The sequence below is a fragment of the Peribacillus sp. V2I11 genome, assembly GCF_030817135.1.
GTDB classification, from domain to species: Bacteria; Bacillota; Bacilli; order Bacillales; family DSM-1321; genus Peribacillus; species Peribacillus simplex.
In genome coordinates this window covers 5,425,702-5,438,746 of sequence record NZ_JAUSYW010000001.1, presented here as the reverse complement: position 1 = coordinate 5,438,746, position 13,045 = coordinate 5,425,702, and the positions used below count along the sequence as shown (strand labels likewise).

Sequence of the window (13,045 nt, the reverse complement as noted above, 5' to 3'; positions counted from 1 at the left end):
GGGAATTAATTGCGTGAAGTTAATGCTTCGGAAGTGGTAGGTAATAGTAAATTTGGCCGTTTTCATATAATGGTCTTCATGTGGTGTTTGTTCGCAATTACCTTCGATGGATTTGATATAGCCATGTACGGAGTAGGTTTGCCTTTGATGATGGAGGAATGGAACTTGACGCCAGTCGAAGCTGTCGGAATAGCAAGTTATTCATTGTTCGGAATGATGGTAGGAGCCCTCATTTTTGCACCTCTGGCGGATAAAATGGGGAGAAAAAAAGTGCTTGCCATTTGTATATGTTTATTCAGTGTTTTTACATTACTTTCAAGTTTTGCCCCGAATCCTGCCTTTTTCTCGGTTATGCGATTTTTAGCAGCCTTGGGAATGGGAGGATTAATGCCAAACGTTATCTCCTTAATGGCGGAATACTCACCCAAAAAGAATAAAGTTCTCATTGTAACCACTATGTACTGTGGTTATTCTATCGGAAGCATACTTGCTTCTTTAATTGGAATGTATGTGATGGAACAAATGAGTTGGAGGGTTTTGTATTGGATAGGGGCGCTTCACTTACTGGCACTTTCATTCTTCATGAAGCAATTTCCTGAATCGCATTGATCCAGACGGCGGCTATAACGACTCGGATGATTATGAGTTTGCAAAGTCCAAGATAGGGCAAAGGGCTTTCCAGTCAAGAAACTCTTTGAAAATAAGCGAACTCTTAGTACATTTGCGTTTTGGGTAGCTGCCTTTAACTGTTTACTTATGGTATACGGACTCAATACATGGTTACCCAAAATCATGCAGCAGTCCGGATACGGCCTATCATCCAGTTTATTCTTTCAAACTTATATCGGGAATAGGACAAATTGGCGGATCGATAATTGGAGGATACTTAGTTGGGAAAATAGGCCATAGAAGAGTACTTGTATCCCTATATGCCATAGGTACGGTCTGTTTTGTCATATTAGGATTGACCTCAAATGCAGTAGCATTATATATTCTGATCGCTTTTGGAGGTGCCTGTACAGTTGGCACGATGAATTTGGCCAATACTTATATATCCGAGTATTATCCGCGGGAGATAAGGACCACCGGGATAGGTTGGGCCTTGGCTTTTGGTAGAATTGGAGCGATTGTTGCCCCAACATTAATAGGATTATTGCTGGCTGCAAACTATTCGCCACAAAATGCATTCATGGCCTTCACAGTTCCGAGCATAATGGCTGCCTTGGCGTTACTCGTTGTGAAAGAGAGGTATGGCAGCTATGATAAATCACAGATAGAGGAAAATATAAAACTAAAAGCAACATCGAATGTATAATATTGTTCTTTAGTAGATTGCCTATATGTCAGCGGACGGTCATGCAGACTATTCCCTGACATATAGGCAATTTTTTAGTAAATAAAAGAATTCACGAGTAAAACGGCCAAACTCACGAGTAAAGCTGCAGAATTCCCGAGTAAAACGGCCAAACTCACGAGTAAAGCTGCAGAATTCCCGAGTAAAACGGCCAAACTCACGAGTAAAGCTGCAGAATTCCCGAGTAAAACGGCCAAACTCACGAGTAAAGCTGCAGAATTCCCGAGTAAAACGGCCAAACTCACGAGTAAAGCTGCAGAATTCCCGAGTAAAACGGCCAAACTCACGAGTAAAGCTGCAGAATTCCCGAGTAAACCGAGCATACTCACGAGTAAAGCAGCTGAATTCACGAGTAACCATCAAATTTACGAGAAAAATTGCTAAATTCACAAGTAAAACAACAAATGAACTCCCATTTTATAGTATTTGATTGGAAAGTTATGTATAGTTAGTATTATATTAAAAGTGAATATTCTGAAAAAGGAGCGGTGTTATGAGTTTAACAATCACTGATTTGTTCATCGGCCAGGTTGCTAGTATGCAACGGACATTTAATGAATCTGACGTAAAATTATGTAATGGATTAACAAAAGATTACAGTCCGATTTATCAAGTGAATAAAGAAGCCTGGAAAAGTAATTTCAGCAAGCCGGTTGTACCTGGTTTGTTAACGGAAGGACTTATCACTCAAGTGATCAGTGAAAAACTCCCTGGTAGTGCCTGTATACTTTTACAAAAGGAATTGGTCTTTTATCATCCAGTACATATAGGCGATATGATTTCAGCGGAACTGGAGGTCATTGATATTAATTTGCATAGAGATTGGGTTACGCAAAAGGTGACTTGCTTTAATCAGGCAGGAATTGAAGTCATTAAAGGTCAAGTTGTAATTTTTGTTTTAAGTAATCAAGGTATTAGGTGATGTGAATGGAAAATGTTAAAAACGTAATAAGGAATTGGGGATCGATTGAAGTTGATGAAAATGGAAGAATTATAGGCGCCACTGCTGATTTTTATGAATATTTCATGATTATGCCGACTGATTTGATAGGAAAGTCCATTACGAGAGTCATTCACACTTCTTCCACCTTTTCTTTGAAAGGTCTTGCTCACAAACATGTGTTTTCAGGTGTGATCAGCGGACACTCTTGTTTCATAAGGGTGTTTCGACGAGAAGCTGATACCCTTTATACCATAATCATCCGCCAAGACGAACTGGAATACAGTGATTTAGTGTATTTTGCCAACTCTTTGGAGAAGAATAAAGCCAAGAATAATAGCCGATATAGCTTCGAAGAGATTGTTGGAAAGAGTAAGGAGATAGAGAGGGTAAAAGAGCTGGCCGCCAGAATAGCTACTAGCAGTTCAACAGTACTGCTTACAGGGGAAACGGGAACGGGAAAGGAACTTTTTGCCCAAGCGATCCATAGTTTGAGTACAAGAAAAGCACAGCCTTTTGTCCCGGTAAATTGTGCCGCGATTCCAGATGAATTATTTGAATCGGAGATTTTTGGTTATGAAGCTGGTGCTTTTAGTGGGGCGAAAAAAGAAGGGAAGCCTGGAAAAATAGAATTAGCCCAAAATGGTACGTTGTTTTTAGATGAGATTTCTGAATTGCCTTATCAGGCTCAAGGTAAGCTATTACGAGTTTTACAGGAAAGGGAAGTGGAAAGACTAGGCGGGACGGGGACTAAAAATGTTGATATACGTATTATTGCGGCGACGAACAGGGATTTAAGAACCCTTATTCAAGAAGGGAAATTCCGCCAAGATTTATATTATCGACTTTATGTTTTTGAATTGAAAATTCCTTCCTTAAGGGAGCGGCACGAAGATATTCTTCCTCTGGCATATCATTTCGTCGAGTATTTCAATAACAAGTTAGGGTCCAATGTAAAAGAAATTGATCCTAAACTCCAAGAATGGCTTATCCAATATGATTGGCCTGGTAACATCCGTGAAATCAAAGCGATAATAGAACGCGGAATGAATATCGTAGATGGAGTGACTCTAACTCTGGATTCTATATATTTTACACCTAATTTCATATTGGAGGTTCCCTCAGCTTTGGATAATACTATGTCCGGTACGTTGGATGAAGTTGTAGGTAATGCTGAAAAATCAGCCATTCAACGAGCATTAAAAGATTCGGAAGGGGATCGTTCTTTAGCAGCTCAAAAGCTGAAAATTCATGTTGCCAGTTTATATAGGAAAATTGCCAAATATAAATTGAAATAGTAGTAGCACCCAATGAAATGTAAACAGGGCAACCATTAGGGCACACTTATGAAGTGTGTATTTTTTTTTGTGAAGTTTCGCAAATTTGATTTGCAGAATTGCGAAATAATGCAAACTTGCAAAGCTTAAGTAAACTATAGCCAAATTTGTAGCGAATTCAAGTTGGCACACAACTTGCAATAATAGTTTGTCATATAAGAGATTTCATGTTTCTTAGAATGTCCAAAATATAGGTATCGGATAATTTAGTAATTAAACAAGGAGGTAATGATATGCTGAATTTTTCTTTTACGGAAGAGCAAGATTATTTTCGTAAAATATTGAAAGAATTTGCTAAGGAAGAGTTGCTTCCACATTATACAAAATGGGATCGGGAAGAGATTACTCCAAAACATTTGTGGGAAAAACTGGGGGATCTTGGCGTGAATGGTCTTCGGATTCCAGTGGAATATGGCGGAAGCGGTGCAGACTGTGTGACAACGGGGATAGCTGCTGAGGAGATAGGTCGCGGTGATTTCAATCTTACTTACGCGGTGATGTTGAATGCATTAATCGGTGAAATTATCAATAATCACGCTAGCGAGGAACTGAAAAAGGAGTGGCTTCCCAAAATTTCAAGTGGTGAAAAAATTGTTGGCATTGCGATTACGGAGCCATCCGCCGGTACGGATGCAGGCGGAATTAAAACAACAGCTGTTCATAAAGGAAATAAGTATGTGCTTAATGGAGAAAAGTCTGGAATTAGTGTAGCTATGTGTGGGGATGCCTTTGTTTTATTTGCAAAGACGGAACCTGAATGGGGAAATCGAGGGATAAGTGCCTTCATGGTTCCTGCCGATATTCCAGGAGTTGAATGCAGAGGGTACACAGACATGGGGAATATCCCCATTGGAAGAGGTTCGATATATTTAACCGATGTCGAGGTTCCGGAAGAGTATATGATCGGTCTTCAAAATAAAGGTTTTTCCCAAGTGATGAATGGGTTTGATTTAAGTCGGCTGTTAATAGGGCTGCAATGTGTTGGCACCGCTTCACAAAGTATCGATGAAACCATCGAACATGTGAAAATCAGACATTCATTTGGTAAACCGTTGGCGACATATCAAGGGGTCTCCTTCCCCATTGTGACTCACTATACCCAATTAGAACTGGTGAAGTGGCAAGCCTATCGAGGACTCTGGCTTCGTGACCAAGGGTTGAATCATAGTAAAGAATCGGCTTCTGTTAAGTGGCTAGGTCCCAAATATAGTGTAGAAGCCATCCATGAATGTTTACTGTTGAATGGTCATTATGCTTATACAAAGGAAATGCCTCTTGAGCAACGCTTGCGTGACGTGATTGGGTTGGAAATTGGTGATGGCACTGCACAAGCCAATATGATGGTCATTGCAAAGGACATAATAGGAAAGGAGTTCCGTTCTCATTAATCCAATGGATTAATAATGTTACATTCAGTTGAAACCGAATCGATTACAGAAATGGAAAGCACATAAAGTCGTATTGGGTACCGAATAAGTTCGTAAGGAACAGAGGATTGTTGTGATACAAGGCAAATCATCGTTAATAGACTAGGACAATGAAGGGAATGAAAACGATGGAATTAACAGATGTAATCTATGAAAAAAATGTTGGAATTGCAAAGATAACAATGAACAGACCTAAAGTATACAATGCCTTTCGTGCCAGAACCATTCAGGAATTAATTTGGGCTTTCCGGGACGCTTGGGATGATAATCGTGTTGGTGTAGTGATTCTGACTGGAGCAGGTGAGAGGGCATTTTGTGTAGGTGGAGATCAAAAAGAAAAGGGGGAAGAAGGAGGATATAATCATTCGGGTGGTTTAGGTGGTGGAATGGGACTGGAAATCGAAACGCTGCACCAAACGATCCGCAACATTCCTAAGCCGGTCATTGCAGCGGTTAATGGGTTTGCCATCGGAGGCGGGCATGTCCTTCATGTCATTTGTGACCTAACAATTGCATCTGACACGGCAAAATTTGGCCAGAGCGGGCCAAAGGTCGGTAGTTATGATGCAGGTTTTGGTTCAGCTTATTTAGCACGAATTGTCGGAGAAAAGAAAGCAAGGGAAATCTGGTATTTGTGTGAACAATATTCTGCACAAGAAGCAAAAGAAATGGGACTTGTGAACAAAATCGTTGCCCCAGAACAACTGCACGAGGCAGCAGAAGAATGGGCAAGAAAAATCCTTGATAAGAGTCCTACTGCGCTAAAAATGCTCAAATATGCCTTTAATGCAGATAGTGCCAACATTCAAGGGATTTCACAACTTTCGATGGGCAGTTTAGCGATGTTTTACAATACACAAGAATCGGAAGAAGGAAAAAATGCCTTCCTGGAAAAGAGGCCTGTAGATTTTAAAAAATTCAGAGGTTGATGAGGGGGATGGAAACTGGTGAAATTGGAGACGATTTTGAATCAGGAATATGTGGGGAAATATCAAGGCGTGTGGCCAAACCGAACGATCTTGGATTATTTGAATGATGCTATAGTAAAGCATCCAGATAAGATAGCGATTATAGATAAAAAAAGTAGTTTTACTTACAAGCAGCTGGGTAAGTTGGTCGATCGAATCGCATTGGGTCTCTTGCATATAGGATTGGGTAAGGGGGATGTTGTCTCTTTTCAACTGCCTAACTGGAATGAGTTTATAATCTTACACTATGCTGTTACAAGAATCGGTGCCATTAGCAATCCCTTGATACCGATTTATCGAGATAGGGAAATTGGCTATATGGTTGGGATGGCAGAATCTAAAATGATTGTTGTACCAGATTATTTCCGTGGGTTTTATTACCCTGACATGATTGAGAGACTAAGCCATCAATGGCCATCAATGAAACATATATATGTGATTGGGGACAATGCGCCGAATGGGATGAAACTGTTCTCCTCCTTATTTGAGGAACCTTGGGAAGACCGGATGGATTCATCCATTTTGGATGAAATCACACATGACCCAAATGATGTGACTGAAATTATCTTTACCTCCGGAACCACAGGAAGTCCAAAAGGAGTTATGCATACACATAATACTCTTTGTATATCAACGGATTATTGGATTGACCGCTTACATTTAACACCCGATGACGTTCTTTTCATGGCGTCAACGTTCGCTCATCAAACAGGTTTTGGTTATGGAGTTAGGCTTCCTACACATATTGGAGGTACGGGAGTCTATCAAGACATTTGGAATCCCAGAGAGTTTATTGAATGGGTTGAGAAGGAAAAGATAACGTTTACGGCGGGAGCCACTCCTTTTCTGCAAGATACGGTTCAAATGGAAGGGATAGAAAGGTATGACCTCAATTCGCTACGAGTCTTCGTAGCTTTAGGTGCCCCGATCCCCAGGCATTTAGTAAAGGAAGCCGTGAAAAAAGTACCGTTCAAGATATTGTCAGGATGGGGGCAAACGGAAGATGGCTTGGTAACCTTGACGAGACTTGAAGATCCAGAAGAAAAACTGACGAATACCGACGGAATTCCGTTTCCGGGAATGGAGCTAAAGGTAGTGGATTTTAAAGGGGAGATCTGTGCCCCGAATATAGAAGGCTCTTTATTAGTAAGGGGTCCGGCTCTTTTTGTCGGCTATTTTAAACGGATCGATGATACTTTAGTAGAGTATAATGACGGATGGTTCATTACCGGTGATCGAGGATTCATTGATGAAGACGGATATATCCGGATTTCTGGAAGAAACAAAGACATAATCATACGTGGCGGTGAAAATATTCCAGTCGCTTATGTAGAAAATGTATTGTATGAACACCCGGATATTTCTAGCGCTCAGGTTATTGCGGTACCAGATTCCCGTCTTCAGGAAAAAGCCTGTGCATGTATCAGCATGAAAACGGGGAAGAGCCCGATAACGATGGATTCCATGCAGGAATTTCTCTCGGAAAAGGGTTTGGCCAAACAATATTGGCCTGAATTTCTTGAGATAATGGATGACTTTCCTCGAACGGCTAGCGGGAAAATCCAGAAATTCCGGCTCCGGGAAATGATAAATGAAAAGATAATCGACAATATTTAAGCAGTTTATAATCCATATTGACTAAATGGTGAAAGTGGAGGGGAATATGATGAATAAAAGAATGGCATTTATCACAGGTGCCGGAAGTGGAATTGGCAGAGAGATTGCAAAAAAATTGGCTTCTCGTAATTTTAACATCATCGTGGCTGATATTAATCTTAAAAATGCAGAGGAAACGGTTTCTATAATCGAAAAGTCGGGTTTTGAAGCCAGAGCGGTCCATTGTGATGTAACGAAATTAGAAAGTGTTAAAAAAGCCGTTGAAGAATCAGTGAAGCATTTTCATAGAATAGATATATTGGTTAATAATGCAGGGTGGGATAAGGTGGAACCATTTTTAAAAAGTAATCCCAGCACTTGGAAAAGGATTATCGATATTAATTTACTTGGGCAGATCCATACTTGCAAGGAAATTTTACCTCTTATGATTGAAAACGGTTACGGAAAGGTAGTAAATATTGCATCCGATGCAGCTAGAGTCGGATCAAGTGGAGAGGCAGTTTATTCGGCTGCTAAGGGAGGGGTGATTGCCTTCACAAAAACGATAGCAAGAGAAATGGCACGTCACAAACTCAACATCAATTGTATTGCGCCAGGTCCTGCTGATACGCCCCTATTTCAAGAAATAGGCTCTTATAATGAAGGTATAGCAGGAGCCTTGGAAAAAGCGATTCCATTCCGCCGGCTAGCACAACCAGAGGATATTGCCAGTGCTGTTGCCTATTTCGTTTCGGAAGATGCAGGGTATATTACGGGGCAAACTCTTTCCGTAAATGGTGGATTAACAATGGTTTAAGCGATCATGGTAAGGTGGTAATGCAAGATTGAAAGGTTAGTAACCATAACCATAAATCATGAAAACTTTTTCTAATACGTTTGACAATTGGATTAATCGTGTTAATATAAAGGCAAATGAAATGAATTTAATATACAATTTGTACCACTAGGGGTGCTTTATAGGTAAAAGTTGATTTTACCGGAGAAGCTGAGATTAAAGTATGACTTTAAGACCCTTAGAACCTGATCTGGTTTATACCAGCGTAGGGAAGTGGGGGTCTGGAACAATACGTTTCTGTATTATTTCAAGTACAACCACTTTCTTTACGTTAAAGAAAGTGGTTTTTTGTTTGCAAAAAAAGAGGTGTTAAAAGGTTTTTATCCCGTATCATCCTTTAAAAAATACAATTTGGAGGTAATGGACATGAAGTTTTCAGAGGAAATTCGTCAGGAAGTCGATCACATTTGGGAAGCTAGTTTTAATCACCCGTTTGTTGCAGGGATAGGAGATGGCACTTTGCCATTGGAGTGTTTTCGTTTTTATGTCATGCAAGATGCCTATTATTTATCTCATTTTGCTAGAGTTCAAGCTTTAGGAGCAGTCAAAGCTACAGATTTACATACAACAAGCAGGCTTGCCGGCCACGCACAAGGAACATATGAAGCGGAGTTGAAGCTTCATGAGAATTTTTCTGAGAGATTAGGCATCACAAAAGAAGAAAGGGAAAATTTTAAACCTGCCCCGACTGCTTATGCTTATACTTCCCATATGTACCGTGCGGCTTATTCTGGACATTTAGGGGATGTTATTGCAGCTATCTTGCCGTGTTACTGGCTGTATTATGAAATAGGTGAAAAGCTGCAAGGGTGCTTACCCGAAGAGCCGATTTATCAAGAATGGATAGCGGCTTACGGAGGAGAGTGGTTCCGCACTTTGGTGGAAGAACAAATTGCGAGGCTTGATGAGATTGCTGAAAAAGTAACAGACGAGGATAAGGAGAGAATGAAAGAGCATTTCATCCTTAGCAGCCAATATGAATACTCATTTTGGGAAATGGCTTATCGTTTAGAGACATGGCCTGTGCATAAGGAAACACTAGAAGTATAAAGGAGAATGAAACAATGAAAAAAGGATTGAAATTAACCGATATATTAGTCACGATCGTGATTGCGGTAGCATTTGGAATCGTTTATATCCTTTGGGGTTCGATTTATTATTCCGTTAAACCATTAGGATTACATCTGGATCAACTTATTTATGGAATGTGGTTTATAGCTGGCCCCGTCGCCTTTTTAATTTTACGGAAACCGGGTGTGGCACTTTTGGCAGAGATAGCTGCAGCTTCCGGAGAATTCTTTCTAGGTTCACCATGGGGGCTGACCGTACTGTTATATGGGGTGGTCCAAGGTTTGTTCGCGGAACTGGTGTTCATGGCGTTCAAATATAAAAAATTCAATATGTCGGTAGCCGTTTTAGCTGCGATTGCTTCCTGCCTGGCATCAATCATCATGGATTTTGCTTATGGGGAAATAGGTGCTCTCTCTCTTTGGAATTTATCGTTATTCATGATAGCCAGGTTTGTGGGTTCCATATTCTTTGCAGGTGTGACTGCCTATTATTTAGTTAAAGTACTGGAAGCAACAGGAGTAACTAATCTTGTTCGTCCGGTTTCAAGTAAAGATTATGCAGAACTGGATCAAAAGTAGAGGTTGAGGGCCATGGAACGAATCGTTTCTGTTGAGAAGTTAAGAATGAAATTTCCCGGTGATGAATCTTTGATATTCAAGGACCTATCCATATCGTTTGATAAAGGAGAAAAAGTGCTATTGTTGGGACCATCAGGATGTGGTAAGTCCACTCTTTTGCAAGTGTTAAGCGGATTGATTCCGAATTCCTTCGAAGTCCCGATGAAAGCGGAGGAATTGAAATGCCCTTCATCATGGGGATATGTTTTTCAAGACCCTGATAGTCAGTTTTGCATGCCATTTGCCGATGAGGAAATTGCCTTCGTCCTTGAGAATCTTTCCGTCCCTAAAGAAGAAATGGAAGAGAAGATCCAAAATCATATCCGTAATGTAGGATTGAACCTAGGCCATACAAGTATAGAAACATTATCAGGCGGGATGAAACAGCGTCTGGCAATCGCTTCAGTATTAGCCCTTGAACCAGAAGTGCTATTTTTAGATGAACCAACCGCCATGCTTGATCCGGAAGGGACAAAAGAAATCTGGGACTTGTTGAAGGAAGTCGGACGAGACAAAACGGTTATTATCGTCGAGCATAAAATTGACCATGTTTTAGAATTCATCGAACGAATCGTTCTTTTTAACGGTGAAGGTCAAATCATAGCTGATGGTCCAAGAGACACCATTCTTTCACTATATAAAAATGAAATGAAAGAACATGGAATTTGGTTCCCTGGTGTTTGGGATGAATATATACATGAGAATGCACCCATTCGGGAACTCCAATTTACAGATGGTTTACCCCTTATGGATGTGCAAGGATTTAGAGGTTTTCGGAATAAAGAGGAAAAAATCAAGGTTGAAGAGCTGAAGGTCCATTCAGGGGAATGGATTGTAATCAGGGGAGAAAATGGCGCGGGGAAGAGTACTCTTTTGCATGCACTGATGCAGTTCATAAAAACGAATGGTAAGTATGAATTAATGGGGACCCCCATTAAAGGCGTGAAAAATCCAATTTCGGATCATATGACGTTTGTCTTTCAAAATCCTGAGTTTCAGTTCGTTGCAAATACTGTATATGAAGAGATTGCTTATTCATTGCGAATTGACAAAAGGCCGCAACAAGAAATAGATGAGAGAGTCCGCTCATTGCTTAAAGTGTTCCGCCTGGAGGCACATCGGGATAAACATCCGTTTCAATTATCAATGGGTCAAAAGCGTCGCTTAAGCGTAGCCGCCTCAATCGTAATAGACAAAAAAATCATACTCCTGGATGAGCCAACCTTTGGCCAAGATTCGAAAAATACCTTTGCATTACTGGAATGGTTTGAGGAATATCGAAGGCGCGGAATAACAGTGATCATGGTAACTCATGACGATCATATTTCAAAAAACTTTGCAACAAGGATCTGGACGGTTAAGGACGGAGACGTAATAAGTGATGAGAACATCGCGCAAGCCGGATTTTTGGAGAACAAAGTTTTATCACTATAAAAGGAGTGTCATGTAGATGAATGTTTCAAATGCAGAAACATGGCTCCATAGAATTAATCCAAGCCTTAAACTTGGTGTACTGATTGTGTTATGCATCGTGGCGTTATTCATTCATGACCTGAATTATATGATGAATATCACCATTGGCGTATTACTTTTATTTTTGTTTTTTACCGGGCATTCGATAAAACGCATCTTACTTTTGTCGATTCCCTTTTGTTTCATTTTTATATCCACCTCTTCCGCAATGATATTATTCGGGCAAGGCGAGACGCTTTGGTTTGAGTGGGGCCTAATATCGATTACGGAGGAAAGTTTCATGAGGGGATTACTTGTAGGCTTTCGAGCTTTGTTCTTTGCGGCCCTTGGTTTAACTTTTTCCTTAACGACTAGACCAGTGAACTTGTTTTATTCGTTAATGCAGCAAGTTAAGCTTAAACCGAAATATGCCTATAGTTTCATGGCGGCATTAAGGCTGATTCCCATCATGATGGAGGAGTTCCAAACGATACGAAACGCGATGAAGGTACGCGGTTTCGAAAGGGGAAAAGGGATAAGATCGGTATATTTTAAAATGAAAGCCTATTCCATCCCGTTGTTATCCGGAAGCATCAGACGTGCTCACCGAATCGCGGTTGCGATGGAGGCAAAGCGATTTACAGACACTCGGGATCGAACATACTATTATGAATTTGGTTTTTCAAAAATGGACCATGGTTTCATTCTGTATTTTATCATCCTGCTGTTGGCCGGCTTTTACCTATCGATTCAATTCCCGTTAGTATCCATTTAATTTTATGAGATTGTAACTTTACTAGTTAGGGGTTCTTAGTATGAATGCACATGAATTGCATATTATTTCTACTGGGAAACAGCCAATTGAAAAGTTTGTGGAAATCGCCTCAAACATTCAGGAACATGTTGATTTCTTTTATCTAAGGGAAAAGCATATGAGTGCATCGGAACTCTATCGAGCAGTGACCCTATTACATGATAAAAAGATTCCGCTGTCTAAGATCATCATTAATGACAGGGTGGATGTAGCCTGGGTACACAAAGTATTTGGTGTTCAATTGGCTTTTCATAGTTTAGATGCGGGAGTCGTAAAAGGAGTTATTCCAGGGTTGAATGTTGGCTGTTCGATCCATTCCATGGATGAAGCGAAAGCCGCATTCAGCAAAGGGGCCAATTACGCGATTTATGGACATGTTTTTGAAACGGATTCAAAAATCGGCCTTCCTCCTAAGGGAGTTGAGGAGCTTCATGCAATCACAAGAAATATCAATCTACCAATAATTGCCATAGGTGGAATAACACCTTTCAATTGCCAAGTCGTGCTGGATGCGGGGGCACGTGGAATTGCCGTCATGTCAGGGGTGCTTGAAGCTAAAAATCCGATTAGAGCCGTTAAAGAATATTCGAAGGCTTTGGGAAAGGAGACATAA

At 40.5% G+C, this 13,045-nt stretch carries 14 protein-coding genes and 1 riboswitch; of the genes, 13 read left to right on the top strand and 1 reads right to left on the bottom strand.

Translation table 11 applies throughout. The features are described 5' to 3' along the window. Window positions 1–9 precede the first annotated feature (9 nt). Window positions 10–609, top strand: coding sequence for an MFS transporter (locus tag QFZ73_RS26500; RefSeq protein ID WP_307272467.1), 600 nt, complete (start codon window positions 10–12; stop codon window positions 607–609). Between the two features lie 127 nt (window positions 610–736). After that, entirely contained in the window at window positions 737–1,315 is a 579-nt protein-coding gene (locus tag QFZ73_RS26495; RefSeq protein ID WP_307273102.1) for an MFS transporter, read from the top strand. A 74-nt stretch (window positions 1,316–1,389) separates the two neighbouring features. On the opposite strand, the gene QFZ73_RS26490 is transcribed toward QFZ73_RS26495, so the two are convergent. Then, window positions 1,390–1,704: a hypothetical protein gene (locus QFZ73_RS26490; protein WP_307272465.1), complete on the bottom strand. Its 315-nt coding sequence runs from the start codon at window positions 1,702–1,704 to the stop codon at window positions 1,390–1,392. Window positions 1,705–1,847: 143 nt separating this feature from the next. On the opposite strand from QFZ73_RS26490, the gene QFZ73_RS26485 reads away from it, so the two are divergent. The 11 genes from QFZ73_RS26485 (at window position 1,848) to QFZ73_RS26435 (ending at window position 13,045) form a co-directional block, all read left to right on the top strand. Next, a complete protein-coding gene (locus tag QFZ73_RS26485; RefSeq protein ID WP_307272463.1) occupies window positions 1,848–2,276 on the top strand; it encodes a MaoC/PaaZ C-terminal domain-containing protein in 429 nt (142 codons plus the stop codon). Between the two features lie 5 nt (window positions 2,277–2,281). Then, on the top strand, window positions 2,282–3,592 hold the full coding sequence (locus QFZ73_RS26480; protein WP_307272461.1) for a sigma-54 interaction domain-containing protein: 1,311 nt from the start codon (window positions 2,282–2,284) through the stop codon (window positions 3,590–3,592). A gap of 272 nt (window positions 3,593–3,864) precedes the next feature. Next, entirely contained in the window at window positions 3,865–5,019 is a 1,155-nt protein-coding gene (locus QFZ73_RS26475; RefSeq protein ID WP_307272459.1) for an acyl-CoA dehydrogenase family protein, read from the top strand. Between the two features lie 167 nt (window positions 5,020–5,186). Further along, on the top strand, window positions 5,187–5,987 hold the full coding sequence (gene menB / locus QFZ73_RS26470) for a 1,4-dihydroxy-2-naphthoyl-CoA synthase (protein WP_307272457.1): 801 nt from the start codon (window positions 5,187–5,189) through the stop codon (window positions 5,985–5,987). Window positions 5,988–6,005: 18 nt separating this feature from the next. Further along, complete coding sequence (locus QFZ73_RS26465) at window positions 6,006–7,643, top strand: AMP-binding protein (protein ID WP_307272455.1); 1,638 nt, start codon at window positions 6,006–6,008, stop codon at window positions 7,641–7,643. A 49-nt stretch (window positions 7,644–7,692) separates the two neighbouring features. After that, window positions 7,693–8,439, top strand: coding sequence for an SDR family NAD(P)-dependent oxidoreductase (locus QFZ73_RS26460; protein WP_251431777.1), 747 nt, complete (start codon window positions 7,693–7,695; stop codon window positions 8,437–8,439). Window positions 8,440–8,578: 139 nt separating this feature from the next. After that, window positions 8,579–8,707: riboswitch (TPP riboswitch) on the top strand. Between the two features lie 137 nt (window positions 8,708–8,844). Beyond that, window positions 8,845–9,528 (top strand): thiaminase II, encoded by a 684-nt coding sequence (tenA, locus tag QFZ73_RS26455; RefSeq protein WP_251431774.1) that lies wholly within the window; start codon window positions 8,845–8,847, stop codon window positions 9,526–9,528. A gap of 14 nt (window positions 9,529–9,542) precedes the next feature. After that, window positions 9,543–10,127 (top strand): ECF transporter S component, encoded by a 585-nt coding sequence (locus tag QFZ73_RS26450; RefSeq protein WP_251431771.1) that lies wholly within the window; start codon window positions 9,543–9,545, stop codon window positions 10,125–10,127. Window positions 10,128–10,139: 12 nt separating this feature from the next. Further along, the gene (locus QFZ73_RS26445; protein WP_307272450.1) at window positions 10,140–11,600 is read left to right on the top strand and encodes an ABC transporter ATP-binding protein; all 1,461 of its coding nucleotides are present in this window, start codon (window positions 10,140–10,142) and stop codon (window positions 11,598–11,600) included. A 16-nt stretch (window positions 11,601–11,616) separates the two neighbouring features. Beyond that, complete coding sequence (locus tag QFZ73_RS26440; RefSeq protein ID WP_063233538.1) at window positions 11,617–12,393, top strand: energy-coupling factor transporter transmembrane component T family protein; 777 nt, start codon at window positions 11,617–11,619, stop codon at window positions 12,391–12,393. 40 nt (window positions 12,394–12,433) lie between these two features. Beyond that, entirely contained in the window at window positions 12,434–13,045 is a 612-nt protein-coding gene (locus tag QFZ73_RS26435) for a thiamine phosphate synthase (RefSeq protein ID WP_307272447.1), read from the top strand.

Excerpts from the sequence above, each read along its gene's own strand:
- menB (WP_307272457.1), top strand. The coding sequence starts at position 5,187 with ATGGAATTAACAGATGTAATCTATGAAAAAAATGTTGGAATTGCAAAG.
- QFZ73_RS26445 (WP_307272450.1), top strand. The coding sequence starts at position 10,140 with ATGGAACGAATCGTTTCTGTTGAGAAGTTAAGAATGAAATTTCCCGGT.
- QFZ73_RS26485 (WP_307272463.1), top strand. The coding sequence starts at position 1,848 with ATGAGTTTAACAATCACTGATTTGTTCATCGGCCAGGTTGCTAGTATG.
- QFZ73_RS26435 (WP_307272447.1), top strand. The coding sequence starts at position 12,434 with ATGAATGCACATGAATTGCATATTATTTCTACTGGGAAACAGCCAATT.
- QFZ73_RS26480 (WP_307272461.1), top strand. The coding sequence starts at position 2,282 with ATGGAAAATGTTAAAAACGTAATAAGGAATTGGGGATCGATTGAAGTT.
- QFZ73_RS26460 (WP_251431777.1), top strand. The coding sequence starts at position 7,693 with ATGAATAAAAGAATGGCATTTATCACAGGTGCCGGAAGTGGAATTGGC.
- tenA (WP_251431774.1), top strand. The coding sequence starts at position 8,845 with ATGAAGTTTTCAGAGGAAATTCGTCAGGAAGTCGATCACATTTGGGAA.
- QFZ73_RS26440 (WP_063233538.1), top strand. The coding sequence starts at position 11,617 with ATGAATGTTTCAAATGCAGAAACATGGCTCCATAGAATTAATCCAAGC.
- QFZ73_RS26450 (WP_251431771.1), top strand. The coding sequence starts at position 9,543 with ATGAAAAAAGGATTGAAATTAACCGATATATTAGTCACGATCGTGATT.
- QFZ73_RS26475 (WP_307272459.1), top strand. The coding sequence starts at position 3,865 with ATGCTGAATTTTTCTTTTACGGAAGAGCAAGATTATTTTCGTAAAATA.